Source organism: Actinomadura sp. GTD37, from assembly GCF_041951365.1.
In the GTDB taxonomy this organism is placed as follows: domain Bacteria; phylum Actinomycetota; class Actinomycetes; order Streptosporangiales; family Streptosporangiaceae; genus Spirillospora.
In genome coordinates this window covers 572,146-598,804 of sequence record NZ_JBGNUS010000004.1, presented here as the reverse complement: position 1 = coordinate 598,804, position 26,659 = coordinate 572,146, and the positions used below count along the sequence as shown (strand labels likewise).

At 74.7% G+C, this 26,659-nt stretch carries 19 protein-coding genes; 8 read left to right on the top strand and 11 right to left on the bottom strand.

Features of this window, described 5'->3' with window-relative positions:
- Window positions 1–3 precede the first annotated feature (3 nt).
- Window positions 4–753 (top strand): TetR/AcrR family transcriptional regulator, encoded by a 750-nt coding sequence (locus tag ACA511_RS24240; protein ID WP_375026868.1) that lies wholly within the window; start codon window positions 4–6, stop codon window positions 751–753.
- Here ACA511_RS24240 and hrpB read toward each other — a convergent pair.
- Window positions 737–3,232: an ATP-dependent helicase HrpB gene (hrpB, locus tag ACA511_RS24235; RefSeq protein ID WP_375026867.1), complete on the bottom strand. Its 2,496-nt coding sequence runs from the start codon at window positions 3,230–3,232 to the stop codon at window positions 737–739. The genes ACA511_RS24240 and hrpB overlap by 17 nt on opposite strands.
- Window positions 3,233–3,521: 289 nt before the next feature.
- On the opposite strand from hrpB, the gene ACA511_RS24230 reads away from it, so the two are divergent.
- Window positions 3,522–4,286 carry a nuclease-related domain-containing protein gene (locus tag ACA511_RS24230; protein WP_375026866.1) on the top strand — a complete coding sequence of 255 codons (765 nt, stop codon included), beginning with the start codon at window positions 3,522–3,524 and terminating at the stop codon, window positions 4,284–4,286.
- A gap of 45 nt (window positions 4,287–4,331) precedes the next feature.
- On the opposite strand, the gene ACA511_RS24225 is transcribed toward ACA511_RS24230, so the two are convergent.
- Window positions 4,332–4,736: a hypothetical protein gene (locus tag ACA511_RS24225; protein WP_375026952.1), complete on the bottom strand. Its 405-nt coding sequence runs from the start codon at window positions 4,734–4,736 to the stop codon at window positions 4,332–4,334.
- Window positions 4,737–4,875: 139 nt separating this feature from the next.
- Complete coding sequence (locus ACA511_RS24220) at window positions 4,876–5,241, bottom strand: hypothetical protein (protein WP_375026865.1); 366 nt, start codon at window positions 5,239–5,241, stop codon at window positions 4,876–4,878.
- 52 nt (window positions 5,242–5,293) lie between these two features.
- Here ACA511_RS24220 and ACA511_RS24215 point away from each other — a divergent pair, with 52 nt between their 5' ends.
- Window positions 5,294–6,025, top strand: coding sequence for a histidine phosphatase family protein (locus tag ACA511_RS24215; RefSeq protein ID WP_375026864.1), 732 nt, complete (start codon window positions 5,294–5,296; stop codon window positions 6,023–6,025).
- Here the strand turns inward: ACA511_RS24215 and ACA511_RS24210 are convergent.
- A complete protein-coding gene (locus ACA511_RS24210) occupies window positions 6,022–7,470 on the bottom strand; it encodes a GAF domain-containing protein (RefSeq protein WP_375026863.1) in 1,449 nt (482 codons plus the stop codon). The two genes, ACA511_RS24215 and ACA511_RS24210, sit on opposite strands and share 4 nt — an antisense overlap.
- Before the next feature lie 554 nt (window positions 7,471–8,024).
- Here ACA511_RS24210 and ACA511_RS24205 point away from each other — a divergent pair.
- The 3 genes from ACA511_RS24205 to ACA511_RS24195 all read left to right on the top strand — a co-directional run bounded on the left by ACA511_RS24205 (window position 8,025) and on the right by ACA511_RS24195 (window position 11,003).
- Window positions 8,025–8,588: a hypothetical protein gene (locus ACA511_RS24205; RefSeq protein ID WP_375026862.1), complete on the top strand. Its 564-nt coding sequence runs from the start codon at window positions 8,025–8,027 to the stop codon at window positions 8,586–8,588.
- A gap of 66 nt (window positions 8,589–8,654) precedes the next feature.
- Window positions 8,655–9,713 carry a threonine aldolase family protein gene (locus ACA511_RS24200; RefSeq protein WP_375026861.1) on the top strand — a complete coding sequence of 353 codons (1,059 nt, stop codon included), beginning with the start codon at window positions 8,655–8,657 and terminating at the stop codon, window positions 9,711–9,713.
- A gap of 99 nt (window positions 9,714–9,812) precedes the next feature.
- Window positions 9,813–11,003, top strand: coding sequence for a beta-ketoacyl synthase N-terminal-like domain-containing protein (locus ACA511_RS24195; RefSeq protein ID WP_375026860.1), 1,191 nt, complete (start codon window positions 9,813–9,815; stop codon window positions 11,001–11,003).
- Window positions 11,004–11,342: 339 nt separating this feature from the next.
- Here the strand turns inward: ACA511_RS24195 and ACA511_RS24190 are convergent, their stop codons facing one another.
- Window positions 11,343–12,311: a septum formation family protein gene (locus ACA511_RS24190; RefSeq protein WP_375026951.1), complete on the bottom strand. Its 969-nt coding sequence runs from the start codon at window positions 12,309–12,311 to the stop codon at window positions 11,343–11,345.
- Between the two features lie 121 nt (window positions 12,312–12,432).
- Between ACA511_RS24190 and ACA511_RS24185 the strand changes: the two genes are divergently transcribed.
- Window positions 12,433–13,344, top strand: coding sequence for an oxygenase MpaB family protein (locus ACA511_RS24185; protein WP_375026859.1), 912 nt, complete (start codon window positions 12,433–12,435; stop codon window positions 13,342–13,344).
- 3 nt (window positions 13,345–13,347) lie between these two features.
- On the opposite strand, the gene cqsA is transcribed toward ACA511_RS24185, so the two are convergent.
- Window positions 13,348–14,499, bottom strand: a complete 1,152-nt coding sequence (cqsA, locus tag ACA511_RS24180; RefSeq protein WP_375026858.1) for an alpha-hydroxyketone-type quorum-sensing autoinducer synthase — start codon at window positions 14,497–14,499, stop codon at window positions 13,348–13,350.
- Between the two features lie 239 nt (window positions 14,500–14,738).
- On the opposite strand from cqsA, the gene ACA511_RS24175 reads away from it, so the two are divergent.
- Complete coding sequence (locus ACA511_RS24175) at window positions 14,739–15,785, top strand: YbhN family protein (protein ID WP_375026857.1); 1,047 nt, start codon at window positions 14,739–14,741, stop codon at window positions 15,783–15,785.
- 18 nt (window positions 15,786–15,803) lie between these two features.
- On the opposite strand, the gene ACA511_RS24170 is transcribed toward ACA511_RS24175, so the two are convergent.
- From ACA511_RS24170 to ACA511_RS24150, 5 genes are all read right to left on the bottom strand, one after another.
- A complete protein-coding gene (locus tag ACA511_RS24170; RefSeq protein ID WP_375026856.1) occupies window positions 15,804–16,613 on the bottom strand; it encodes an amidohydrolase family protein in 810 nt (269 codons plus the stop codon).
- Window positions 16,603–17,175 carry a TetR/AcrR family transcriptional regulator gene (locus ACA511_RS24165; RefSeq protein WP_375026855.1) on the bottom strand — a complete coding sequence of 191 codons (573 nt, stop codon included), beginning with the start codon at window positions 17,173–17,175 and terminating at the stop codon, window positions 16,603–16,605. The genes ACA511_RS24170 and ACA511_RS24165 overlap by 11 nt, the downstream gene beginning before the upstream one ends.
- 95 nt (window positions 17,176–17,270) lie before the next feature.
- On the bottom strand, window positions 17,271–18,086 hold the full coding sequence (locus tag ACA511_RS24160) for an SGNH/GDSL hydrolase family protein (RefSeq protein ID WP_375026854.1): 816 nt from the start codon (window positions 18,084–18,086) through the stop codon (window positions 17,271–17,273).
- Window positions 18,087–18,277: 191 nt separating this feature from the next.
- On the bottom strand, window positions 18,278–20,395 hold the full coding sequence (locus ACA511_RS24155; protein WP_375026853.1) for an MBL fold metallo-hydrolase: 2,118 nt from the start codon (window positions 20,393–20,395) through the stop codon (window positions 18,278–18,280).
- On the bottom strand, window positions 20,392–26,286 hold the full coding sequence (locus ACA511_RS24150) for a hypothetical protein (RefSeq protein WP_375026852.1): 5,895 nt from the start codon (window positions 26,284–26,286) through the stop codon (window positions 20,392–20,394). The genes ACA511_RS24155 and ACA511_RS24150 overlap by 4 nt, the downstream gene beginning before the upstream one ends.
- Between the last annotated feature and the right edge of the window lie 373 nt (window positions 26,287–26,659).

Sequence of the window (26,659 nt, the reverse complement as noted above, 5' to 3'; positions counted from 1 at the left end):
ACGGTGACCGAGTACAGCGGGGGCGGTGACCCGAAGCGCAGCCTGGAGCTGCTGTGGGGCGTCCGGCCGCGGCCGCGGCGGGGGCCCAAGCCGCGGCTGACCGCCGAGGAGATCGTCCGCGCCGCGATCGCGCTGGCCGACGCCGAGGGCCCGGACGCCCTGTCCATGCGCCGCATCGCCGACGAGCTGGGCGTGTCCCCCATGTCGATCTACACCTACGTCCCCGGCAAGGCCGAGCTGATCGACGTCATGCTCGACCGCGCGTTCGGCGAGCTGACCCCGCCCGCGGACGGGACGTGGCGGGCCCGCCTGGAGCACATCGCGCGCGACAACTGGGCGCTGTTCCACCGGCACCCGTGGATGCTGCGGATCACGACGGTCCGCCCGCCGATGGGCCCGCACACGATCGGCAAGTACGAGTACGAGCTGCGCGCCGTCGACGGACTCGGCCTCACCGACCTGGAGATGGACTCGGTCGTCGCGCTCGTCACCGGCTTCGCCGAGAGCGCCGCCCGCGTCTCGGTCAACGCCGCCGAGGCCGAGCGGCGCAGCGGCATCAGCGACGAGCAGTGGTGGGAGTCGGTCGCCCCCCTGCTCGACACCCTCGTGGACGAGGCCGACTACCCGCTCGGGTCCCGCGTCGGAGCGGCGGCCGGGCAGGAGTACAACGCGGCCGTCGGCCCGGGCCACGCCTTCGAGTTCGGCCTCGCCCGCATCCTGGACGGCATCGAGGCCCTCATCGCCTCCCGCTAGCGCCCTTCGTCCGCTTCGTCGGGACGGCGCTCGCGGGGTCCTCGGGCCAGGGGTGCTTCGGGTAGCGTCCGCGCAGCTCGGCCCGCACCGCCTTGTAGCCCTCCCGCCAGAACGAGGCCAGGTCGGCGGTGACGGCGGCGGGGCGCCCCGCCGGGGAGAGCAGGTGCACCACCAGCGGGACGCGGCCGCCGGCGAGCGCGGGCGCGGCGTCCCAGCCGAACAGCTCCTGCAGCTTCACCGCGAGGACGGGCCGCTCCCCCGAGTAGTCGACCCGGACCCGCGACCCGGACGGGACCTCGACGCGTTCGGGCGCGTACTCGTCCAGCCGCTCGGCCAGGTGCCAGGGCAGGAGGCCGCGCAGCATCGCCGCGACGTCGACGCGGGCCAGGCCGGCGCGCCGCCGCGTCCCCCCGAGCCACTCGGTGACCCGCTGGACCAGCGCCGCGTCGCCGACGTCCGGCCACGGCTCGCCGAGCGCGCCGTGCAGGAACGCCAGCCGCCGCCGCAGCGCGACGGCCGCGGGCGTCCAGGTGAGCAGCCCGAGCCCTTCGGCGCGCAGGCCGTCCAGCAGCGCGGCGCGCACCCGCTCGGGATCGGGGTCGCGCAGCGGGCGGGCGTCCAGCTCGATCGCGCCGAGGCGCTCGACCCGCCGGGCCGCCACGTCGCCGTCCCGCCAGGCGACCTCCTCGGCCGTCTCCAGCAGCGGCGCCGCCGCGGACCGCGCCACGTCCTCGTCGATCACGACGGCCTGCCGCACCCGCGCCGACGGCGACCCGGCGGGACGGTCGGCCTCGGCGACCACGAGCCACTCCGGCCGCGCCCCGGCCAGCGCCGACCCGTCGGCCAGCACGGCCCCCGTCCCGGACGCCATCAGGTACCCGCTCCCCCGCCGGGCCCGCGCCACCCGCTCCGGGAACGCCAGCGCCACCACGACCCCCGCGGCGTGGTCGTCCTTCAGCCCGCCGGGGTCGCCGCCCCGCGGGAGGGACCTGCGCAGACGGGCGGCCTCGTCGCGCCAGCGGGCGGCGTGGGCGCCGGCGGGGCGGCTCTGGCGGCGGAGGGCGCGCCAGGTGGCGGTCAGGTCGTCGCCGGCGGACCGCGGCGGGGGCTCGGAGAGCAGGGCGACGATCTCGGCCGCGGCGCGGCCGCCGACCTCGGCGGCGCCGTCGATCAGCGCGCGGGCCAGCCGGGGGTGGAGGCCGACGCGGGCCAGCCGGCGGCCGCGGCCGGTGACCCGGCCGTCCGCCACGGCGCCGAGGGCGCGCAGGGTGGCGCGGGCCGCGTCCATCGCGGCCGGCGGGGGCGGGTCGGGCAGGGACAGCCCGGCGGCGTCCGGGGCGCCCCAGCAGGCCGCCTGGAGCGCGAAGCCGGTCAGGTCGGCCAGCTCGATCTCGGGGCGCGGGCGGGCGGGGAGGCGGTCGTGGTCGGCCTGCGTCCAGCAGCGGTAGACGGCGCCGGGCGCCTCGCGTCCGGCGCGACCGGCGCGCTGCTCGGCGGTCGCGCGCGACGCGCGGACGGTGGTGAGCGACCCGAGGCCGCGGGCGTGGTCGGTGCGGGGCTCGCGGGCGAGGCCGCAGTCCACCACCGCGCGGACGCCGGGCACGGTGAGGCTCGACTCGGCGACCGATGTGGCGAGGACGACCCGGCGCCGCGCCGCGGGCGCGAGCACCGCGTCCTGCACCTGGCGGGGCGCCTGGCCGTGGATCTGCAGGACGTCGGCGGGCACGTCGCCGAGCATCCCGGCGACGCGGGCGATCTCCCCCACCCCCGGCAGGAAGCACAGCACGTCGCCGTCGCGTTCGGCGACGGCGCGGCGGACGGTCGCCGCGACGTGCGCGAGGAGCGCCGGGTCGACGCGCAGCCCGTGCGGCGGCGGGACGGGGCGCGGCGGCGGCGCCCAGACCGTCTCGACCGGGTGCAGCGCCGCCGCGGTCTCCACGACGGGCGCGCCGCCGAGCAGCCGCGCCCACGGGCCGGTGTCGGCGGTCGCGGACGCCGCGACCAGGCGCAGGTCGGGGCGGAGCGTCGCGCGGACGTCCAGCAGGAACGCCAGCGCGGTGTCGGCGTCCAGGTGCCGCTCATGGCACTCGTCCAGGATCACCGTCCCGACGCCGGCCAGTTCGGGGTCGGACTGGAGGCGCTGGAGCACCACGCCCGTGGTGACGACGTCCACGAGGGCGCCGGGGCGGTTCTCGCCGCGGACGGTGACGCCGACCCGGCCGCCGACGGGCTCGCCGAGGAGCCAGGCCATCCGGCGGGCGGCGGCGCGGGCGGCGAGCCGGCGGGGCTCCAGGACGAGGACCTTCCCGGCGGCGGGCGGGCCGCCGAGGGCGAGCCCGGCGAGCGCGAGGGGCACCAGGGTGGTCTTGCCGGTGCCGGGCGGCGCCGCGAGCACCGCCGCGCCGCCGGCGTCCAGGGCGGTGCGCAGGGCCGGGACCGCTGCGCGGACGGGGAGGCTCTCGGCGGCGCTGAGGTGCATCGCCCCAGTCTGCCGCGCCGCGCGCCGGCCCCGAAATCCGGTGCGATGAAAAAGGCTCTGTTTATTGCGATGGAAGTTGCATCGTGCCTTTCATCCATTCACCGGGGCACGTTCCGATTCTGCCCAGAACCATCTCGCCCAACCCGTCCACATAAGACCAGGTGAGCATTGATTTCAAGACCGAGAAGTGACTTTTCAGCTTGACTTACGTCACCCTCGCAGCTCTAGCGGCGAAGTTCCGGGTATCCGCATAATATTGAAGTCATCGCAGGGTGCTGGGAGGTTCGGCATGTTCGGCAGCTCCATCTACCTCAGGGACAGGGTCGCGTTCACCGGCGGTTCGCCTCAGGCGGTGTACGAGGAGCTCTGGCAGCGCGGCCGAAAAGGGAGATTGCGGACCCGCGCATTTCTGGCCGCGGCGACGCTCCTACTGTGCGGACTGCTCGTCAACGCCGTTTTCGGCGTCATCATGGCACTTTTGGTGACGGCGGCGGACGTGTTCGTCCATTGGCGCGTTTACCACTCGTCCCGGTCGTGGCGGCTCGGGCTGCGCGGCGAGGAGCGCACCAACCGCATGCTGCGCTGCACGCTGGAACGGCGCGGGCACCGGGTGCTGCACGCGCGGACGGTCCCCGGGCACGGCGCCGCCGACGAACTGGTGATCGGGCCGGGCGGGGTGTGGCTCGTCCACAACGAGGCGTGGAACCCCGAGTCGGAGATCTCCCACCACGGCGGCAAGCTGTTCATCGACGGCCGCACCCAGTCCAAGCTGGTGGGCGCGCTGACCGCGCGCGCCGAGGCGGCCGCCGAGGCGATCTCGGGCGTCGCCGAGGTGCCGGTGACGGTGACGCCCGTGCTGGCCGTGCACGGCGGCAGGCTCGTCCGCACGCCGTTCGCCGCCGACGGCATCGTCTTCGCGCCGCCGCTGAAGCTGATCCGCTGGATGCGCCGCAACCCGACCGCCGACCTGTCGCCCGAGGAGGTGGAGGCGGTCGCGCGGGCCGCCGTGCACGCCCTGCCCATCGGCGGCCGCTCGCTCTCGGCCGCGGCCTAGCCGGCGGGCACCGCGATGATCATCAGACACCTGTGGCCGGAGGGCTCACGCGCCGCCGCCCACAGGGCGCCCACCGCCCGCCGGGGTCCCGCCGGCCGCGCGGGCGGTGCGGCGCAGCCACAGCAGTCCCACGACCGGCAGCACCAGGGGGACGAAGCCGTAGCCGCGCCCGTACATCGACCAGACCGTCTCGTCGGGGAACGCGGCGGAGTCGGCGACGCCGAGCGTCCCCACGACCAGCACGCCGGCCAGCTCCACCGAGCACGCGGCGACGGCGACCCGGAACGACGTCCGGCCGCCGCGGGCCAGCGCGACCGTCGCCAGGACGTAGACGGCCGCGGCGAACGCCGACAGGACGTAGGCGAGCGGCGCCTCGGAGTACCGGGTGGCGATCTGCACGGCCGCCCGCGCGCCGGCCGCGAGCGCGAAGATCGCGTAGACGGCGACCAGGAGCCGTCCCGGCCCGGCGGCGGTGCCGGGGCGGGACCCGCCCGTGCGGGCGGCGGCGCCGGCGCGGGCGCCGTCGTCCGCACCGGTCCCGGGCCCGACGCGCTCGGGCCGTGCCCCGCCGGGCCGCACTCGATCGGACTCAGCCACCGCTCCCACTCCACAACTGGTCCATCCGGACGATCATGACGGCGACCGCCGCCGCCGCGACGACGATCACGCCGGAGCCCCACCGGGACCGCTCCAGCAGCCCCCATCCGGCGCCGGCGGCCGGGACGAGCAGCGAACCCAGCAGGTAGCCCGCGAAGGTGGCGGACCCGTCCGGCCCCTCGCCGCCGGACAGCTTGACGAACCCGACGACGGCCTGCGCGACCAGCAGGACCTCCAGGACGCCCAGCGCGACGATCTGCCCGACGTCCATCGCCCGGTTGCGCAGCGTCGCCGCCAGCGCGTAGGCGGCGGTCAGCAGCGCCACCACGATGATCACGGTGTCCAGGACGTCGGTCACGGCAAGAGAGTACTACCGCGCGTAGAACACGAGCGCACGCGGGCATGGCAGCATGGCGGGCGTGAGAGCGCTGCAGTGGCTGAACCTGACCCGGCACGGTGAGAGCACCGGCAACCTCGCCTACCAGGCGGTGCACGGCACCGACGCCGAGGAGGCCGGCATCGCGGAGCGGGACGCCGACGTCCCGCTGTCGGACGCCGGCCGCGAGCAGGCCGCGACGCTCGGCCGCTGGCTCGCCGCGCTGCCGAAGCAGGAGCGCCCGACGCACGTCATCGCCTCCCCCTACCTGCGCACCGTCGACACCGCGAAGATCGCGCTCGCCCGCACCTCCTACGCCGCCCCGCAGCACCCGGGCGGCCCCGTCCTGCGGGTGGACGAGCGGCTCCGCGACCGCGAGCAGGGCGTCCTGCAGGGCCTCACCGCCCTCGGCGTCCGGCGCCGCTTCCCCGGCGAGGCGGCCCGGCTGCACCAGCTCGGCAAGTTCTACTACCGGGCGCCCGGCGGGGAGTCGTGGGCCGACCTCGCGCTGCGGCTGCGCAGCTTCTACCGCGACCTGGAGGCCGACGCCCCCGGCGGCCGCGTCCTCGTCGTCACCCACGACGCGATCGTCGTGATGACCCGCTACCTGGTCGAGGACCTCACCGAGAAGGACGTCATGGAGATCGAGCGGGAGCCGGTCGCCAACGCCTCGGTCACCCGGTGGCGCGGCGACGGCTCCGGGCTCCAGGCCGTCTGCTACAACGACTGCTCCCACCTGGTCGACGTCGGCGCCCCCGCCCCCTAGGACTCCCCGCCCCGCAGGCGTTCGCTGCGCGAGGCGACGGCGGCCCCCCGCGGGTCGCCCGCCGGCAGGACGGCGCGGAGCCGGTCCAGGGCCTCCAGGTCGGCGCGGCCCGGCTCGGTCTGCGCGTAGGTCCACAGCGCGTCGGCGCCGCCCCGGTCGAGGACCAGCCGCCGCAGCCGCACCGCCAGCTCGTCGCGCTCCTCCCGGACGGCGGGCGCGTCCGAGCGGGGCAGCAGCTCGCCCCCGTACAGCCGCGCGGCGCCCGCGACGTCGCCCTCGTCCAGCATCCGCCGGACGGTGAGGAAGTCGGCCTCGACCGCGCACCCGAGCCGGTAGGGGCGGGCCCGGACGACGTCGCCGAGCTGCTGGCGGAGCCGGTGGATCTCGGGCCGGACCGTCGCGGGGCTGCCGCCCTCGCCGTACAGGTACAGCGAGAGCCGGTCGCCGCTCAGCCCGCGCGGATGCAGCGCGAGCAGCGCGAGGATCTCGGCGTGCCGCAGCGTCAGGCCGAACCGCCGCCCGTCCAGCAGCCCGTGCGGCCGGCCGTCGCCGAGGAACGACAGCGTCAGCAGCGGCCCGTCCGCGGCGGGCCGCGCCGCCTCCCGGGCCCGCGGGCCCGGCACCACGTGCGCGCCGACGCGGTCGGCCGGCCGGAGCAGGAACGCCTCGCCGAGCGGTTCGGCGACGGCGACGCGGCCGTCCGGCAGCGCGACCGACCCGCCGGGCTCGGGGGCGGCCACCCGGCGGCCCCGCAGCCCCTCCGCGCCGGCGGCGAGGATCCGGCCGGTGGCGGTGACGAGCAGCCCGGCCCCGCCGATCCCGCGCAGGTGCGGCAGCAGCCGCTCGCGCAGCCGCTCGTCCCGCGCCAGCATCTCGTTCTCCAGCCGCGCCTCGGCCAGCCGGGCGGCGGCGGCGACGAGCGCGACGGTCGCCGGATGCAGCGCCGCGACGGTCGCGCTGACGTCGATGCAGCCGACGACGCGCGCCGAGTCGGGGTCGACGATCGGGGCGCCGGCGCACGACCAGCGGTGCAGGATGTGGGCGACGTGCTCGGCGGCGAAGACGTACTCGGGCCGCCCGGCGGCGAGCGCGGTGCCGATCCCGTTGGTGCCGACGGCGTCCTCCGACCAGCGGAACCCCTCGGCCAGCCCGATCGCCTCGGCGGCGCGGCGGGCGGCGGGCGGGCCCTGCGTCCACAGGACGTGCCCGTCCGCGTCGGTGATCACCATCAGGTGCTCGGTCTCGTCGGCGACCCGCCGCAGCAGCGCCTCCAGCATCGGCAGGTGCGGCCGGAGCGGGTGGGCGCCGCGGGCGTCGGCGAGGACGTCCCGGTCGTACACCAGCGGGGCCGCGTCGACGGCCGCGTCGACGCCGGCGTCCCGGGAGCGCCGCCAGGAGGCCGAGATGGGCGAGCGGACGGCCACCGGATCGTGCACCACCACCATCAGTCCCTTCCCCCGGAGAGAACCTCGGCCCGTCCGAGGATCCGCCCATCGGCGGGTTCCGCGCAACCGATTCGGCGGATCCCGCACGGCCGGATTAGGACACGGTGTGTAATCGGACGGTCGCAACGTGCATGCAACGTGCGGCCGCCTAGCGTAACCGGCGGCTGGGAGACGAAGGGCCATCCTGAGGGTCCCGCCGTCCCGTCGCGCGTCCGGGGGGAATGCGCGCGGGGCGGCGGGCCGGGACCCATCGGCGCGGGGCGCTCCCGCCATCACGGGGAGGACCGACACCACATGCTCTGCCTGACCTGCCATCGTGTCCGCCCGGCGCTCAGCCGGACGGACTACACCGCCGAACGCGCCTGGCTCATCATCCGCCGCGGCCTCTGCACGTGCGCCGCGCCGCCCCCGCCCCCGCCCCGGACGCGCCGCGCCCCGGTCGTCCGAAAACGTGCGCGCTCCACGAAATAAACATCTTGGTTCACAAAACGTTCATGGGCGGTTCGCCTAGAGTTTAAGGAGAATCCACTCGAACCGCCCTTGGAGGGAGCGTCATGACCGTGATCCCGGGTCTCGTCCGCCGCGCCGCCGTCGGGGCGGAGCGCCATCTGCGCGAGGGCGTCGGCCTTCTCGTCAAGGTGGGGCGAGATCTGGAACGGTCGGCCGAACTGGGGCGGCTGCTCCCCGGCTACATCGAGCGCGTCACGATACTGGAGCAGGCCGTCCGGGACCAGGGCGCCGAGCTCCGCACGGTCCGCACCGAGCTCGACTCCCTCGTCGGGCAGCTCAACGACCGGCTGCTGCCGCGCATCGACGAGCGCATGGACGACACCGAGCGCGACCTGGCCGCCGTCGCCACCAGCCTCATCCGCACCGGCCGCGACACCGCCGGCAACAGCGCGCGGCTGGAGTCGGCGGAGCGGCGCATCGGCGACCTGCGCACCAAGATCGCGCAGCTGGAGCAGCGGACCGGGCTCTGGCGCGACCTGCAGTCCACCGTGGCCCGGTTCGGCGACGACCTCGACGCCATGCGCGCCCGCATGGCGCTGCGCGCCGCCGAGCCCCCGGCCGACGCCTCCCCCGCGCCGGTGCAGAACATCACCGACCGCCCCGCCTAGCACCGGCCGACCCCCGGCCGGACCGGCCCGGGAGAACGCGCGGCGGGGGTCCGGGAGAATGGGCGCATGACGCAGCCGCCCGAGAACCGTCCCGCCGCCGCGCGCGGATTCGCCAGCGACAACCAGGCGAGCGTCCACCCGGACGTCCTCGCCGCCCTGGCCGAGGTCAACGGCGGGCACCAGCCCGCCTACGGCGAAGACGCCGTCACCGGGCGGCTCCGCGACGTCGTCCGGCGGCGCTTCGGCGACCGGGCCGAGGTGTTCCCCGTGTTCAACGGGACGGGCGCGAACGTCGTGTCGCTGCAGGCGATGTCGGAGCGGTGGAGCGCGGTGGTCTGCCCGGAGTCCGCGCACATCAACACCGACGAGTGCGGCGCCGCCGAGAAGATCGCCGGGCTGAAGCTGATCACCGTGCCGGCCCCCGGCGGCAAGCTGACGCCGGACCTGGTCGCCGCGTACGCGACCGGGTTCGGCAACGTCCAGCGGCGGCAGCCCGCCGTCGTGTCGATCACCCAGAGCACCGAGCTGGGCACCGTCTACACCGCGGCCGAGACGGCGGCGGTCGCGGCGGCGGCGCACGAGCGCGGCCTGACCGTGCACATGGACGGCGCCCGCATCGCGAACGCCGCCGCGTCCCTCGGCGTCCCGCTGCGCGCCCTCACCACCGACGCGGGCGTGGACGTCCTGTCGTTCGGCGGGACGAAGAACGGGCTGCTGCTCGGCGAGGCGATCGTCGTGCTGAACCCGGACGCGGTGCGCGGGGTGGCCTACCTGCGCAAGTCGAGCATGCAGCTGGCGTCCAAGATGCGGTACGTGTCGGCGCAGCTCGTCGCGCTGCTGGACGGCGACCTGTGGCTGCGCAACGCGTCCCACGCCAACGCGATGGCGCGCCGCCTGGAGGCCGCCGCCCGTACCGTCCCCGGCGTGGAGATCACCCAGGCCGTCCAGGCCAACACCGTGTTCGCGATCATCCCGCCGGACGCCGCCGAGCGGCTGCGCAAGCGGTTCCCCTTCTACACCTGGGACGAGGCGACCGGCGAGGTCCGCTGGGTCTGCTCGTTCGACACCGCCGCGGACGACGTGGACGCGTTCGCCGCCGCGCTCTCGGCGGAGATGTCCGGCTGACCTGCGGCGTCGTCCCGATCATCGGGAGCGCCCGCCCCGCCGGGCGCGCGGCGGGTTATCGTGTCACCGAACAGCATTCGGTAACAGGAGGCGAGCCCGATGGCCAACCGCACCTTCGTCGTCGGCGTGGGCATGACCAAGTTCGAGAAGCCCGGCTCCCGTGACTGGGAGTACCCCGACATGGCCAAGGAGGCCGTCGGCAAGGCACTGGAGGACGCCGGCGTCGGCTACGACAAGATCGAGATGGCCTACGCCGGCTCGATGTACGGGTCGATGGGCCAGCGCGCCCTCTACGAGACCGGCATGACCGGCATCCCCGTCATGACCGTCATGAACGCGTGCGCGACCGGCTCCAGCGCGCTGTTCCTCGCCCGCCAGGCCGTCCGCGGCGGCCTCGCCGACTGCGCGCTCGCGCTCGGCATGGAGAAGATGAAGAAGGGCTCGCTCGGCGCCGGCGTGGGCGACTCCAAGGTCACCATCATCGACCACCACCTGCGCTCCATGACCGCCGGCCGCGAATGGGAGCTGGACAAGGCGCCCATGCCGCAGATGTTCGGCAACGCCGGCCGCGAGCACATGGAGAAGTACGGCTCCACCCCCGACCACTACGCCTGGATCGGCTGGAAGAACCACAAGCACTCGGTCAACAACCCCTACGCCCAGTTCCAGACCGAGTACTCCCTCGACGACGTCAAGAACGCCACGATGATCTTCGACCCGCTGACCAAGCTGCAGTGCTCCCCCACCTCCGACGGGGCCGGCGCCGCCCTCGTCGTCAGCGAGCGGTTCCTGGACGAGAACGACCTGTGGGACCAGGCCGTCGAGATCGCCGGCCACCACATCGCCACCGACACGCAGCAGAGCTTCGAGGACCACTCGTCCATCCAGGTCGTCGGCTTCGGCGTCTCCCAGCTCGCCGCCCGCAAGGCGATGGACGAGGCGCAGGTCTCCATCGAGGACGTCGACGTCATCGAACTCCACGACTGCTTCAGCGCCAACGAGCTCATCACCTACGAGGCCCTCGGCATGGCCGGCGTCGGCGAGGGCCACAAGCTCATCGACGACCAGGCCACCACCTACGGCGGCAAGTGGGTCGTCAACCCGTCCGGCGGCCTCATCTCCAAGGGACACCCCCTCGGCGCCACCGGCCTCGCCCAGTGCGCCGAACTGACCTGGCAGCTCCGCGGCCAGGCCGACAAGCGCCAGGTCGAAGGCGCCCGCGTCGCCCTCCAGCACAACATCGGCCTCGGCAGCGCCTGCGCCGTCGCGGTCTACAAGCCCGCGCGGTGACTCCCAGGGGGGCGACCCCCTGGAACCCCGTCACGACGCAGGCGATCCCCACGCCGCCGTTTCTGTCCATCTCGCCGGTTCCGGCGAGCACGGCGCCGCTGCGATCGCCTGCGTCGTCGAGCACTCTGTGTTGGCCCAGGAGGACGACCCCCTGGAACCCCCGTTGCGACGCAGGCGATCCTCACGCCGCCGTTTCTGTCTGTCCTGCCCGTGCTGACGTGCGCGGCGTCGCTGCGGTCGCCTGCGTCGTCGGGCATGCCCGCTGCGCTCGCTGGCGCTCGCTCCGCGTGCCTGCCCGTGAGCGGTGGCTCAGGTCAGAACCGACCGCCGTCACAGGGCTCACTTCGGGATCATCGAGCGGGTGAGCTTTCCCCTCTTGGCGGTTAGCAGGCAGAGGGCGTAGCGGTCGCCGCTCGCCCACTCCCGCCTGTCCGGTCCCCCGAGGCGCAACTCGAGACGCGCCGGCGGCTTCCGGCCGAGGATCCGCCGCGCCCGTTCGGCACAGAGGACGTACACCTCCGCTTCGTCTGGTTCCTTCAGATCCTTCAAAGTGATCCTCGCGAGCACCTGGGCCTCGTGCTTCTGCGTGCACTCGACCACGTCCACCTCCCCCGTGGCGTTCCAGGTGCCGACGCAATCGCCCGCGCCCAGCAGAGTCAGCGAGGTCCACTGCCCTTCCAGCCGGAAGTTCTTCGGGCCGCCCGTGTAGCGGAGGAGACACGTCACCAACCGGTCGCCGCTATCCCACGCCTTCTTGTCCGGACGGTCGACGAACAGCGTGAACTCGTCGTCGCGACCCGCTGCGTACAGCGACGACGCCTGAACCCTGCACGCCTTCTGCCCCTCGACCGCCAGCCGCCCATCGCCCGGGTAGTCGAGAATGGTCAACGCCTGCTTGGCATGGACCTCTCCCTCATGAGCACTCGTGCACGGCACGGCGCGCGCGAAGATCTTCGCTCCCGCCTGGCGGAAGCCGGCGAAGCAGTCGTCCTCACTCAGGGCCGACGCTCGCGGGCCCTCGTCCGCACGGGCGGGCGGGTGCTCGTCTCCCCCGGCGACGACAAGGACGGCCGCCCCCACGCCGAGCCAGGCCGTTGACAGGGCCAGCGCGGCGACCGCCAGGCCGCGGCCCTTCTCACCGCGCCGGGCCGCTTGGACGAGCGCCGCGACGGCGAAACCGATCGCGAAGACCACCAGGCCGAGGAGGCCGGTGACCAGCGCCGCGATCGCGAAGCGGTTCGTCCGGGCCGGGGCGGGCGGGGGTGCGGGCTCCGGGGACCCGGAAACGTCGTCAGTGTCGGGTGGCATCGTCACGGGCGGAGCATACGGCCGCGAGATCACGAATCGGGCGCGGGCCGTGCGACAATAATTGACTCTTGTCTCATCTCGGTTATTCTCAACGTAAGCGGACACTGGCCCTGGAGGTGCGATGCCCGCCTCGTCCTCGCCCGTCGTCACGGCCGCGTCGCGCCCGCCCCGGACGTCCGCGCACGCGCCGCTGGTGCCCGGGACCCTGCTCTGGCGGTACGCCGGTGACCTGCGGTCCCTGCTGCCGGGGGCCGCGGCCGGGCTGATGCAGCTCATGCATCCCGGCATCGGCGCCGGGGTCGCGGAGCACTCGGCGTTCTTCGACGCGCCGTTCGACCGGATCCACCGGTCCGTCCCGCAGATCTGGGCGACGATCCTCGCGCCGGACGGCGCCACCCGCGCCCGCGGCATCCGCGACCTGCACCGCTCCATCGGCGGCGTGGACGAGCGCGCCCGCCGGTACCACGCCCTCGAACCCGAGACGTTCTGGTGGGCGCACGCCACCTTCACCTGGGAGATCTTCAAGGCCGCCGAGACCTTCCACCCCGGCACCCTCACCGCCGAGGACCACGAGCAGATGTACGCCGAGACCGTCACCTGGTACGCCCGCTACGGCGTCAGCATGCGGCCCGTCCCCGCCGACTACGCGGCGTTCCAGTCCAAGTTCTGGCACATCTGCGGCAAGACGCTCGAACTCACCCCCGCCGCCGCACGCGCCCTGGAGATCGCCAAGCACGGCTCCGACACGGTCACGCTGCTGCCCGTCGGCGGGCCCCGCCTCGACCGCGCCGGACGCCTCGTCGTCGAGCGCCCGCTGCGCCTGATCACGTTCGGCTGCCTGCCGCCCCTCGTCCGGGAACGCTTCGACATCCCCTGGTCGCCGCTCGACCAGGCCCGGTTCGCCGCGCTGGCCATGGCCAACCGGCAGGGCTACCGCATGATGCCCAGCGGCATCAACCACTGGGCACTGCGCAGCATGCTCCGCTACATCGGCGCCCAGACCCGCGGGGACCGCTACCGGCCCGCCGCGTGACCCTCACACGGCGGCCGCCGCCCGGGGACGGAGCTCCTCGCACGCGGCGAGGATCCGGTGGACGTCCCCGTCGGAGAGCCCGGCATGGGCCGAGAGCCGCACCAGGGTGCGGCCCACCGACGCCGCCGGCGGGAACAGGGCCGCGCTGAAGATGTCGCGGCCGACCAGCGCGTCCCGCATGAGGGTCGCCTCGGACTCCGAGCCCGCCTCCAGCGCGATGATCTGCGAGTCGGACTCGACCAGCCGGTAGCCGAGGCCCGCCAGGCCGTCCCGCAGCCGGGTCGTGACGGCGCGGAGCCGGTCGCGGCGCCAGCCCTCCCGGCGGACGACCTTCAGCGCGGCCGCCAGGCCCGCGACGTCGTGCGGCAGCAGCGTCGAGCTGAACACGGCCGGGAGCGCGGTGTGGGTGAAGTAGTCCGCGAAGCCGGGACGGTCGCAGGCGATCAGCCCGGCGCGCCCCGGCAGCGCCTTCGCCAGGCTCGCCGTGCGGAAGTCGACCCGGCCGGTGAGCCCCAGCGCGGCGACCAGGCCCTCACCGCGCTCGCCGTGCGTGCCGAGCGAGTGCGACTCGTCCACGACCAGGAGGCAGCCGTGCTCCTCCGCCACCTCCACCAGGTCGGTCAGCGGGGCCACCGACCCGTCGGTGCTGTAGACGGCGTCGGCGGCGATCACGCCCGAGCCGCCCACCTCGATCCGGCGCCGCAGGTGGTCGAGGTCGTTGTGGCGGAAGTAGGCCAGCTCCGCGCCCGCCGCCCGCGCCCCCTCCCACAGCGACATGTGCGCGAGGACGTCCAGGTAGACGGGGACGTCCGGGCCGGCGACCACCTGCAAGAGCCCGGTGTTGGCCGCCCAGCCCGACGAGCAGAGCACCCCGGCCCGCGCCTTCAGGTGCCGGGCGAACCGCGCGCCGAGGACGATCTGCGGGTGGTCGTCGGGGAGGCAGGGGCCGCCGGCGGGCGCCGTGCCCTCGGCCGTCCGCAGGCTGGCGATCATGGCCTCGGTGATCGCCGGATGCTCGGCCAGGGCGAGATAGTCGCTACAGGTCAGCACGACCGCCCGGTCCCCCGCAGGTTTGGCCGGCAGGGGACGGCGCCCGCCCCGCGTGCCCCGGAAGACCCTGATGCGTTCGCCCAGCCGCTGGTGAGCGCTGGTCATGGTCGTCACACTCCCCGGTCAAATGATCGTCACATGCTGTAGTGGATCCTAATCATAGTGTGAAAATAATCTCGCGTGGGGGCCAAAACCCGGGCGCGTCGCCGACGAGGATCCCCTCGCTCGCCGACCGTCCCGCCGCCGGGATTCGCGGGCCGGTCAAGCTGAACGTCCCTTATCGTTCGTCTCAGCGGGTATCAGCCGGTCGTCCGCACTTCACTCGCGTCACCGAACACTGGAGTGTGAAAACGATCGCCGCCGGCGTCGACCGCGCGGTGTCCGCCGGCCTTCCCGGCCTCGACGCCGACACCCCGCCGCTCCCCGCCGTCCAACGGGTCCGCCGAGCCCGCTGGACGGTCTTCGGGGTGCTCGCGGCCGGCCTCGCCACGGTCCTGCTCGTCGCCCTGGGCCCGCTGGGACCGGCCGTGTCCGCGCTCGGCAGCATGCGCTGGGAGTTCCTGCCCGCGCTGGTCCTGCTGTGCGTGCTGCACTACGTGTGCTCGGCGGTCGCGCTGCGCCGCGCGGCGGGCCACCCGCTGCCGCTGGTCGGCACGACGCTCGCGCAGTTCACCGCGTCCGCCGCCAACCGGATCACGCCGGGCGGCCTCGGCGCCGTCGCCGTCAACACCCGCTACCTCGTGTGCCGCGGCCTGCCGCTGTCGCGCGCCGCGGTCGCCGTCGCCGTCCTGCAAGTGGCGGGCGTCCCCGCCGACCTGCTGCTGCTCGGCGCCGTCCTCGGCCTAGGCGGCGGGAACGGGCGGGTGCTGGACGCGCTGGGCGAGCACGCCGCGCGGGCCGCCGGGCTGCTGCCGTCCGTCCCGGTGCTCGTCGCGGGCGGGGTGCTCATCGCGGGCGGGGTGCTGCTGCCCGCCGCCGCGCTGTGGGGACGCCGCGCGGCCCGCTCCGCCGCCGCCCGCCGGGCCGCCGCCGGGTTCGCCGACCTGTGCCGCCGCCCGCGCGACCTGGCGCTGACCCTGGTCGCGTCCGCCGGGACCACGTTCGTCCTGGGCATCGCCTTCGCGCTCAGCGTCCTCGCCGTCCCCGGCACGCGGACCGGCCCGGCCGACGCCCTCACGCTCGTGACCGCCTACCTGGTGGGGGCCGCCGCGGGCTCCGCGATCCCGCTGCCCGGCGGCGTCGGCGCCACCGAGACCGCCCTCGTCGCCGCGCTCGCCGCCCTCGGCATCGAGGCCGGCCCGGCCCTGCACGCCGTCCTGCTGTTCCGCGCGATCACGTTCTGGGCGCCCGTCCCGCTGGGTCTGCTCTCCTATCGGACGCTCCGCCGGTGACCTTTACATTGTAGATCACTACAGGCGGAAGACCTTCGCCGCGTTGCCGGACAGGAACGCCTCCCGCGCCGCCTCGCTCAGGCCGAGGCCGTCCAGGCCCTGGAGCGCCCGGTCGGCGGTCAGCATCGGATAGTTGGTGCCGAACATGACCTTGTGATGCCTGTCCTGGGCCATGTACCGGACGAGTTCGGGCGGATACCTGCGCACCGTGTACGCGGACGTGTCGATGTAGACGTTCGGGTGCTTGCGGCAGACCGCGACCATCTCCTCCGTCCACGGGTAGCCGATGTGGCCGCCGACGATGACGAGCTCGGGGAAGTCGAGCGCGACCTGGTCGATGTACGGAATCGGGCGTCCCGTCTCGCTCGGACGCAGCGGGCCGGTGTGCCCGACCTGCGTGCAGAAGGGAACGCCCAGCTCCACGCATTCGGCGAACAGCGGGTAGTAGCGGCGGTCGGTGGGCGGCAGCTCCCAGAGCCACGGCACCACGCGCAGCCCCTTGAAACCCAGTTCCCGCACGCACCGCCTCAGCTCCCTGACGGCCTCCATGGGCTTGCGGAGGTCCACCGACGCGATGCCCGCGAGCCGGTCCGGGGCCTGCCGCACGAACGAGGCGACCTCGTCGTTGCTCACCAGGTCGCCTTCCGGCCCGTACCAGGCGCAGATGAGGCCGACGTCCACTCCCCCGGCGTCCATGGCGGCGACCGTGGAGGCGACGGGGACCTCCTCCGCGGGCGGCTTCCGCCCGAGCCAGCGCCACAACGAGTCCAGCATCTCGTGCTGGAGGAACCGGACCGTGCCGTGCTGCATCCATGCGTCAATCAGCATGGCCACCTCCCAGCGACCGCCATGCGGCCGCACTCAGCCATCCGACCTGCTCCTCGGCCGGCTCCGGGCTCTGGCCGTTCAGCCACATCCGGCACAGCTCCTGCGCGGGGCCGAGCCAGAGGACGAACGCGGTCGTCCCGTCCACATCGATCAGCGCGCCGTGCCGCACCTGCACGCGCCACCAGCTGCGCACCTCGCGGTAGAACGCCCTGTTGCGCTCGTCCAGCGCCGCACTCGCGGCGGGACGTTCGGTGAACATGAACCGGGCCCTGTCCGGGTGCTCCTTGCACCACCGCACGTGAAAGGCCACGGCGCCGGACACCGCCCCGCGCGCGCTGTCATGCGCCCTCAACTCGCCGAGGAACGCGTCCTGATACATGCCGACGCATTCGACGAACAGGGCCTCCGCCACCGCCTCCTTGCCGGGGAAGTGGTGGTAGAAGCTGCCGACGCTCACGCCGCCGGCGGTCCGGAGCGCGCTCAGCGTCGTCCCTGCGACGCCGTTCCGCCCGAACAGCTCCAGCGCCGCGCGCAGCACTCTCTCCCGCCCGGCCTCACTCACAGAACATTATTCTGCCATGCTAGAACCTTGTTCTGTCAACGGCTTCCGGGGGGCGTCCGCCCAGCGGCGGACGCCCCCTGGAAGTCCGGGCCGGGTCAGGTCTGCTTCTGGAGGGCGAGGCCGGCGGAGCCGGTGAGGGCCGGCAGGTAGCCGGAGCGGTGGCCGAGCGCGGTCGGGTGGTAGGACGAGTCGATCGGGATCGTCACCGCGTTGAGCCAGTCGTCGCCCGAGCACAGCTCGTGGCCGGCGAACTCGTCCCGCACGTCCGACCAGGTGAACCCCGCGCGCCCGGCGGCCTGGGCGAGCACGCCGTCGAGGGTGTCGGCGGCGCCGTTCAGCGCGGTCCGCTTGGTGTTGCCGAGCCCCACGCACACGCTGACGATCTTGTAGAGCCGCGGGTAGCCGAGCACGACCACGCGCGCGGACGGCGACTTCGCGCGGATCTTGGCGTAGAGGGAGTCGAGCCTGCCCGGCAGCGTGCCCCTCATGTAGCTCTCGGCCTCGGCCACCCTGCTCTGGCACGTCGAGGTCGAATGCAGGACGCAGGTCTCCATCACGTCGGCGAACCCGGCGTCGTTGCCGCCGGCCGTGATGCTGACGAGCGTCGTGGACGATGCCAGCGCACCGAGCTGCCCGCTCGCGACGGTCGCCGTGGTCGCCCCCGAGCAGGCCACGAACTTGAACGACGCCGTCGAGTGCGCCGCCGCCCACAGCTTCGGGTAGGCGTTGGCGCTGCGGTTGCACGACCCGCTGCCGGGGTCGTAGTTCCCGGCCCCGGTGCCGGAGGAGTAGGAGTCCCCGAGTGCGACGTAGTCGGTCGCGGCCGCCGAGGCGGAACCGGACCACAGCAGTGATGTGGCGGCGAGGGTCACCGCGCCGAGAGCGGCCAGACAGGAGCGGGAAGGACGCATCTGCACTCCGGAGCGTCGTATCGAATTGTGACGCCCGCCTTATACCCGCTCCGCCATTCCGCGAAGCCCCTGATCTGATCAACAATGTTTGTCAGAATTCACCATTGAAATCCGAAATATCCCGGAATTTTCGGCTGTCAAGACACAAGATGCAACAACCATTCACCAGGTAATCCCGGCAGCCCCAGAGATCACATGAATCCCTTCCGCCGTGCACCGCCGCCCGGCCGCCACGCACCGGTCGCGACCGGTTGCCGGCCGCGGACGCGGAGGGTCTCGCCGAACGTTCTCTGCCGCCCGGGAGTCCCGTGGACGAGCATGACCTCCCTGGCCGCGACCTCGTCGGCGATGCCGAGCAGACCGCGGCGATCGGCGTGCGCGGAAAGGCGCATCGTGTCCACACGGGCGCGGACCGGAACGGTGATCTCGCGGCCGTGGTCGAGCAGAGTGAAATCGCCGCCCTTTTCCGCGAGGTCCAGCAGCGCGCGGCCGGGCGACTCCTCGTCCTGGTAGCCGGAGATGAAGAGCGCGCTGCCCGGTTCGGGAAGGATCCGGCTGGCCCACTGGACGGCGGGGCCGCCCGCCAGCATGCCGGACGTGGAGATGACGACTCCGGTCCGGAAGGCGTCCAGTTCGGCGGGACGGTCGGCGACCGCGGCGGCGCCCCCGAACACCCGCAGCGCCGGGTCGAGCGACTCGAACAGCCTGGCCAGCTCGGCGGCCATGCCGTCCACCCGTACCGGCACCTCCGGCAGGCGCCGCCGCATGATCAGCGCGATCTCCTGGGCGCGGCCGAGCGCGAAGGCGGGGATCAGCACCCGGCCGCCGCTCCCGTGGACGGCGGCGACGGCGCGCACCAGCTCGTCCACCCGCAGGTCGCGGTCGTCATGGTCCTCGCCGCAGCAGGTCGACTCCAGGACGAGGAGGTCGGCGGCACGGGCGGACTCCGGCACGGCGTAGCCGCCGACCGTCTCCTGTCGAAATCCCGAGATGTCGCCCGTGACGACGACCCGCCGGTCACCGGCGCGCACCACCACCCCGGCCGCGCCCAGGATGTGGCCGGCCGGGAACAGCTCGACCGTCAGCTCTCCGACCCGGCGCGCCGCCCCGAACGGCAGTGCCGCGCAGCGCCGGGCCGCGGCCTCGACCTCCGGCGGCCCGTAGAGGACGTCGCCGGCGTCCCCCCAGCGGGCCCGGCCGCGTTCCCGCGCCGCGAGGACCCTGGCGGTGTCGGCCCACATCACCGGCATGAGCGCCGCGGTCTCCGGCGACGCGAGCACCCGCAGGTCCGGGCGGCGGGCGAGCAGGGCGGGGACGTAGCCGCAGTGGTCGTTGTGGGCATGGGTGACGACCACCGCGTCCAGGGGACCGTCGAGGGCGCGCCCGATGTCGCGGGGCGGCTCGGCGCGGTCGCCGGGCCGCAGCCCGGCGTCGACGAGGATCCGTGTCCCGCCCGCCTCGACGAGCAGGCACGACCCGCCGATGTGCGTGTCGCCGCCGAGCGGGACGACCCGCAGGTCGAGTCCGGTGGCGACCAGGGCCGGCGGCGGCGCCGGATCCACGAGGCCGCGCAGGAACCCGAGCACCTCCTCCGGCACCTTGCCCGCGGCGCGGGCGGCGGCGGTCAGCCGAATGTCGGCGGCGGGCGGCTCGCCCGGCGCCGCCCCTCCGAGCACGCCGGGGCCGGCGGCCGGGTGCGCGCCGGCGGTCTCGGCGGGACCCTGTCCGAGGGCGGTGAGGAGTGCGGCGGCGAGGGTGCGCGGGGCCGTCCAGCGGAGGCGTTCGGCCGCGATCCGCCGGGCCAGGGAATCCGCTCGCTCCTCCGCCTCGGCGAGCGCGTCCCGGGCGGCGGCGAGCCGCTGTGACGCTTCGCGCGCGTCGCGGCGTGCGTACTCCAGACGCCCCTGCTCGGTCTTCAGGCGGCTCCGCAGGTGGCCGATCCGGCGGGCGGCGCGGCCGGCGTCCCGTTCCGCCTGCTCGTCCGCCCGGCGGCGGCGCCTGATCCAGCCCAGCGCCGCCCGGACGATCCCGTCGTCGGGATGCAGCAGGACCGCGGCGAGCGCGCGGGCCTCGTCCCCGGCGTCCGCCAGCCGTCCGGCGGCCGAGCCGCGCAGCGCCGGGAACCGCTCGATCGCCTCCAGCAGCATCGGCGTGTACTCCCTGACCAGCGCGCCGGGATCGGACGGGAGCCGGGCGGCGGACCGGCGCTCCAGCACCGCCAGCGCGACCGCGCGCAGCACCGGCGCGAGCGCGTCCCCCTCGAAAGCGGGCTCGAAAGCGGGCTCGGCGGCGGGCTCGGGGGCGCTCATTCGGCGGCCGCCCGCCGGGTGGCTTCGGCGAGGACGGGCTCGCAGGCCAACTCTCCGTCCGAGGGCTCCAGTACGCCGAGCACCCGCAGCGCCTCCACCAGGTCGCGCAGCTCGCCATAGCCGTGTTCGCGCAGGTCGGCGGGCGCGAGTCCGGCCGTCCCCTCCTCCCCGTAGAGGGCGAGGAGCGCGGTGAGGTCCTCGGCGCTCCCCCGGTCGTCCTCCTGGACGAGGACACGCCACGCGGCGGCGACGCACGGGTCGGTGCGGACGCCGGTGTCGTTCAGGAACGCCGCCGGTTTGGCGCGCACCTGGCGCAGCACGTTGTCGAGCGCCTGGTCGCGGTCGCGTCCGGCGAGGGCGGTGACGACCCGCCCGACGAGCGTCGGCCAGCCGCCGGTGCGCCGGAGGAGGTCGTGCCGCCCGGCGTCGTCGGGGAAGCCGAGCGAGTCCTCCAGCATCCACTGCCGGATCGCGGGCGGGTCGAACCGCCGCAGCGGCACCAGTTCGACGTCGTCGTCGGACGCGTACCGGAGCCAGCCGGCGGCCGCGGCGGGGCCGGCGACGAGCACGACGGACAGGGTCCCCTCCCCGGACGGGTCGGCGACCGCGTGCCGCGCCTCCGCGAACCGACGCTCGAACTGCTCGCCGTCGCGCGCCGCGTGCAGGTCGACCACGACGACGTCGTGCCCGGGGTGGCGGCGGGCGCGCAGCACCGCGCTGTCGAAGGTGCCCTCTCCCGGCCGGACGACCCGGATCTCCAGGTCGGAACGGTCGGACGGCATCGCCTGCAGCAAGGCGGCGACCCGCTCGGCGTGCAGCGCCGCCGACCCGGCCACCACGTGGACGAGCCGGCCCGGCCGCAGCAGCCCGGTGATCTGCCCGATGCTGAGCGGCGCCCGGTCCGGCCCGGCCAGGTGCGGCATCCGGTAGGAGTGCGCGTCGAACTCGTCGGGGCCGTCGAAGTCGGCGGCGCCCTCCAGGACGTTCTCGATCTCCCGGACGCCGCCGAGCAGCCGCAGGATGTGCGGGGTGCGCAGCCGGTACCGGTCCTCGTCCACGCCGAGGACGCCCAGGTTGACGCATTCGGCGAGCAGGCTGCGGAAGTCGTCGCCGCTGCAGTTCTCGAACCCCCGCGCCCACCAGTACCGGCACTCCTCCCGCAGCTGCCGGACGGTGAGGGTCTCGTCGGCGCCGTCGCCGAGCGCGTGGAGCGCCACCGTGTAGGCGATGACCTTGTACCGCTTGTCGAGGGTGAGGGTGTAGTCGAACCGCTTCTGGAAGCCCTCCACGAGGTTCTGGTCGCGCCACACCTCCGCCACGTCCTCCGCGGTGATCTTGTACGGGAGGGTGCGCGGGGCGTCCCGCAGCAGGGCGAGCAGCTTCTCGGCGAACAGCTGGACGAGCGCCGGGGCGTTGTTGGCCTCGGCGATCACCCGCGCGGCGAGCGTCTCGGGGAACACGAACCCGAGCGTGGCGAGCGGCCGGACGAGGAGGTCGAACGCGTCCTGCGGGTCCAGCGGGCCGATCGCGATCGGCTCGCCGAGCTGCGCGAGGGGCTGGTTGGGCAGGCCGTGGAAGCGCGCGGTCTGGTGCAGGCCCGCCCACACCACCTTGACGCGGCGGCCGGTGTCCTCCATGAGGGTGCGCAGAGCGGTGACGTCCTCGAAGCGGCCCCGTTCGGCGTCCCGGTTGAGGAAGCCGTCGGCCTCGTCCAGCAGGATGAGCAGCTGCCGGTTCCGGTCGGCGTCCACCCACGCGCGGACCGCGTCCACCACCTGGTCGCGGCCGGTCAGCCCGGACCGCACCACGCCGGCCTTGGCGAGCTTGTCGCCGAGCATCGGCCACAGCGATATCGTGCGGACCTTCCCGACCGTCTGGATCGTCTCGAAGATCACCGTCCGGTTCGGGTCGGACGCCAGGTCGCGCTCGGCCTTGCGCAGCAGCGCCGACTTGCCGAGCTGCCGCCCGCCGAACACGAACGACGAGCCCCTCCGGTCGGTGACCTCGCGGAGCTGCTCGGACCGCCCGTAGAACATCTCCTCCGGGACGCCGCCGGTGGGGGCGTAGGGGTCGGTGGCGGTGAACGGCGCCATCAGCGCGACCGCGACCGACCAGTCCTGCGGCCGGCACGCCAGGTAGGCGATCGCCGCGTCGTCGAGGACGCCCGCGACCGGCGCCGGCCGCTTGCAGGCGGCCTGCCCGAGCTGGGCGCGGTCGTCGGCCGACAGGACGCCGAAGTAGAGCACGAGCACGGTCTCGCCCTCCGGCTGGCCGTTGAGGAGGTCGACGAGCTGCTGCGGGCCGGGGCGTCCCCAGTGCAGCAGCAGCCGCAGGCGCCCGCCGGACGGGCTCTTCTGCGAGCCGAACGCGGGCAGCAGCGCCCCGCCGACCGAGCCGACGTGGCGGACGTCGTCGAGCACGATCCACATCCGGTCGGGGCCCTGGTCGGCGTCGCCCTGCGTCCCCTCCAGCCCGATCATCTTGAGGATCGCGCCGATCAGCGACCGCAGGTTCCCTGGGGTCTTGGTGCGCCCCTCCCGCAGGTTCAGCCACTTGCGCAGGCCCTCTCCCGCGACCCGGCGGGACGCCTCGCGCAGCTGGGAGATGTCGACGCCCGCGCCCGCGAGCAGGCCGTACAGGTCCGGCTCGGCGACGTCCCGCCCGGCGATCAGGGCGTCCTTCAGCGCGTCGATGTACCCGCTGGTCTCCTGCTTGCGGGCCCGCTTGCCGGTCTGCCGGGAGTGCCGGTGGAAGACGTCCGGGTACGCCGGGTAGAAGCGCGCGAAATCGGGGCTGTCGGCCTTCTCCGGGAGCTGCTTGCCGGCCTTCAGCTGGGCGATGAACTCGCGCGCGGTCGTCAGGTCGCGGCCCTCGATGTGGCCTTCGATGCGCGCCACGTCGGCGGCACGGAGGTCGCCGGCCCGCCGCGCCTCGTCCAGCACCTCGCGCGCCGTCCCGACGCTCGCCTCGCACCACCCGTCCAACCGGGCGCGGAGCGCGTCGAGTTCGTGCCCGACCCGGTCGAAGTCGTGGCGGTCGGCGCCGGTGAGGAGCCGCACCGCCTCCTCGGCCTCGCGTTCCTGGCCCTCGGTGAGCAGCCCGTCCCGCCGGGACACGGCGATCAGGTCGCGCAGCCGCTCGACGCGCTCCTCCCGCCTGCCGCGCGCCTCCCGGACCAGGTCGTCCCGGCGGATCCGCAGCCGCTCGGCGGTCTGCGCGTCGAGCGCCTCCACGACGGAGGCGACCGCGTGCGTGCCCTCGTGGTCGAGCCGCGCGGCCCGCGCCTCGAACACCTCGGCCCAGTCGGGCCGGCCGGCGTGGGCGACGGACACCAGGTCCGCGAGGACGATCTCACCGGTGGGCCGGAGCGTGCGCGGGTCCAGGCGGAGGTTCCCGGCCGGGAGCAGATCCCGGTTGAGGACGTGCGCGGCGGGCGGCTCGGTCTCGGGCGGCCCGGCGCCGTCCAGCAGGTCGAACGCGCCGTCCAGTAGGCCCCGGGCGGCGTCGGCGGCCGGGCCGCCCGCGGCGTCCGCCAGCGCGGCGAGCGCCGCGTCGATCTCCGCGCGCCGGCCCGTGACGGCGTCCCGCAGCTGCCGCAGCGGCCCCACCCGCCAGTCGTGGTCCCCGGACGCGGCGTCCTCGTGCCGCTTCACCGCGCCCGCCCACCGCCCGGCGGTGCCGAGCGCGTCGTCGATCAGCTCGCGCAGCCTCCGCCGCGCGCCCGCGATGATCGGCTTGCCCTTCTTGGGGCTGTTGACGCGCTTGTCGGTCTCGTCGATCAGCCGGTCGACGCCCGCGCCGCCGCGCAGCCGGACGACCTCCGCCGCCACCTCGCCGGCCCGCGCCGCGTCGTCCTCGGCGGCCGGCCGCAGCACCCGCTGGATCTCGCCGTCCGCCGACAGCAGCGCCTTCCACACCTCGGTGGCGCGGGCCAGCTTGACGGTGCGGTGCGGCGCCTCCTTCAGCAGGCGCGCCGCCTCCGTGGAGGCGTCGTCGCGCACCTGCGCCAGCTCGGCGGCGCCGCGGATCCAGCCGTCCATGCCGGGCCCCAGGTACACCCCGGCCCGCGCCGCCTGCGCGAACGCCTCACCGCACTCCTTGAGGACGGCCTGGCCGGACACGACGACGTTCAGGCATTCCACCACCCGCGCCGTCTCCGGATACACGAGGCCCGCCCGGATCGCCGCCGCCCACGCCAGCACCCCGCCGGCCGGGTCGTCGGCGAGCGCCTTGGCGTCCAGCGCCCGCGCCGCGGCGGCGAACTCGGCCGACAGCGCACCGGCGTACACCCCCATCTCGGGGGCCAGCGCCGCGCACCACCGGGCCTTGACCTCGGCGTCGGGCCGTCCCGCCGCCCTGCGCAGCCAGCCCGCCAGCCCGAACCGCCGCTCCCGCAGTGCGGCGGCCTCCGCGTCGGCCAGCTCCCCCGCCCTCTCCTCGGGAGGCGTTTCCGGTCCACTGCCGGTATCGGCGGTCTCCGCCTTCTCCTCCTTGGCCCGGTGCGCGCCGGCCGGCCGCGGCCTCGGTTCGGGGGCACCGGGGACCACCCCGGCCAAGAAGACGTCGAGAGCGTCCGGTTCCGCGACGGGTCCCGCCTCGCCATCGGCCGGGCCGGGCTGCTCGCCATCGGCCGGGCCGGGCTCCGCGTCATCGGCGGCGTCCCGTGGGAGGGGGATCCCGGCCACCGTCTGCGGCGGCCGGGGCGGGGCGGGTTCCGGGTCATCGTCGGAGGCGTCCCGGATCGCGAGTTCGCCCATCAGCGCCACATCGATGAGGCGGTGCCAGCGCTCCGGCAGCTCCGCGCGCGCCCGCTCGGCCGAGGCGGGTGCGCGGAGCCGGTCCTCAGCGCGCACCCGGATGAGGTCGGCGAGCACGGCGAGATCACCGTCCCCGTCGTCCGCGGCCTGCCGCACCTCCGCCAGCAACTCGGCCTCGGACTCCGGCCCATCGATCTTTCGCAGCGCGCGCACCCGCTCGTCTCTGCGTCCGGCCTCCGCGGCGGCCTTGACCGCGGTCGCCAGCGCGTCCAGCTCAGCGGGCCGCTCCCCGGGCAGGACGGCCTCGACCCGCATGCGGAGCCCGTCGAAGTCGGCGGCGACGCGCTGGACGAGCAGGAGGTCGCCGTCGTCGGGCCGACGCCCGTCCCGCAGCTGCTCCGCGACGCGCTCCGCCGCGACCGCCGCAGGCCCGAACCGTCCGCGCAGCTCGTCGAGCTCTCGGGCGAGCTGCTCCGGGCCGGGCGGGCCGTTCTCCGGTCCCCCGGCGGCGACGGCCCTCAGCGCCAGCACGTCGACGGGCCGTTCGGGCAGGTCGGGGTGCTCCTCTCTGAGCGCGTCCCAGACGGCCCGTGCACCGGGCGCCCTCCCCGCCGGCTCCGCGGCCAGCAGGCCGAGCGCCACCACCGCGAGCGGACGGTCCTCCTTGACGACCCGGACCAGCCCCCAGCGCACGAGCGCCGCGGGTGCGTCCCACCGGAGCAGGGCGCGCAGGTCGGGACTCCGCTCCAGCACCTCGGCGGCCGTCCCCGCGCCGAGCAGCTTCACGCAGTCGTCCGCGCCGAGCTCCTCGGCGTTCCCGAAGCCGTGCACGAAGACACCGCCGAGGAGCAGCCGCAGCCGCTCCCTGCGCCGCTGGTCGCCGTGCCGCATGGTGCGGAGCACCTGCTCGGGCGCCCCGGCGGGCGCCTTCCGCGCCCCGCCGAGGCGCACGACGTCGAGGACGGCGCGCTGTAGCTCGGGCGGCCCGAGCCGCAGCAGCTCCCGCACGTCCTCGGCGGACACCGCCGCCAGCGCCGCGTCCTCCAGCTCGCTCAGGCCATCGACCCGCTCGCCGAGCACCCCGAAGGGCGCGGTCCCTCCATGGCGCGCTTCGCCCCGAATCCCATGCCCCATGCCGCCCCGCCTCTCCGCCTGCCGGCTCTGGCGACAAGGTAACGCGGTCCACTGTCATTCGTCATCAAAACACGAACATCGTGTTGATACAGTTCACAATTGGATCTATGGCAGTGCGTCGCGAACCCTTCTCTTACCTGGGTGAATGTCCGCCATGGGGGGCCGATGGCCACTAGTGGCAACGGACTGATTTATCACGATTTGTCACTACCGACCAGACGGCCGGACCCGACCAGCGCGACACTGATGCGAATCTGCCCGTTGATCGAGTTCACGTTCACACGGCTCACGGCGTTCGCGCGCGACGCGGGCCGTCCGGGAAGCTGCGGACCCGAGCCCGCCGTCCCTGCGGCAAGGCCCAGGGGGCCCCGCC

Bases quoted from the DNA above. Each gene is read 5' to 3' on its own strand.
- hrpB (WP_375026867.1), bottom strand. From the start codon at position 3,232: ATGCACCTCAGCGCCGCCGAGAGCCTCCCCGTCCGCGCAGCGGTCCCG.
- ACA511_RS24230 (WP_375026866.1), top strand. From the start codon at position 3,522: ATGTTCGGCAGCTCCATCTACCTCAGGGACAGGGTCGCGTTCACCGGC.
- ACA511_RS24215 (WP_375026864.1), top strand. From the start codon at position 5,294: ATGGCGGGCGTGAGAGCGCTGCAGTGGCTGAACCTGACCCGGCACGGT.
- ACA511_RS24210 (WP_375026863.1), bottom strand. From the start codon at position 7,470: ATGGTGGTGGTGCACGATCCGGTGGCCGTCCGCTCGCCCATCTCGGCC.
- ACA511_RS24205 (WP_375026862.1), top strand. From the start codon at position 8,025: ATGACCGTGATCCCGGGTCTCGTCCGCCGCGCCGCCGTCGGGGCGGAG.
- ACA511_RS24200 (WP_375026861.1), top strand. From the start codon at position 8,655: ATGACGCAGCCGCCCGAGAACCGTCCCGCCGCCGCGCGCGGATTCGCC.
- ACA511_RS24195 (WP_375026860.1), top strand. From the start codon at position 9,813: ATGGCCAACCGCACCTTCGTCGTCGGCGTGGGCATGACCAAGTTCGAG.
- ACA511_RS24190 (WP_375026951.1), bottom strand. From the start codon at position 12,311: ATGCCACCCGACACTGACGACGTTTCCGGGTCCCCGGAGCCCGCACCC.
- ACA511_RS24185 (WP_375026859.1), top strand. From the start codon at position 12,433: ATGCCCGCCTCGTCCTCGCCCGTCGTCACGGCCGCGTCGCGCCCGCCC.
- cqsA (WP_375026858.1), bottom strand. From the start codon at position 14,499: ATGACCAGCGCTCACCAGCGGCTGGGCGAACGCATCAGGGTCTTCCGG.
- ACA511_RS24170 (WP_375026856.1), bottom strand. From the start codon at position 16,613: ATGCTGATTGACGCATGGATGCAGCACGGCACGGTCCGGTTCCTCCAG.
- ACA511_RS24160 (WP_375026854.1), bottom strand. From the start codon at position 18,086: ATGCGTCCTTCCCGCTCCTGTCTGGCCGCTCTCGGCGCGGTGACCCTC.
- ACA511_RS24155 (WP_375026853.1), bottom strand. From the start codon at position 20,395: ATGAGCGCCCCCGAGCCCGCCGCCGAGCCCGCTTTCGAGCCCGCTTTC.
- ACA511_RS24150 (WP_375026852.1), bottom strand. From the start codon at position 26,286: ATGGGGCATGGGATTCGGGGCGAAGCGCGCCATGGAGGGACCGCGCCC.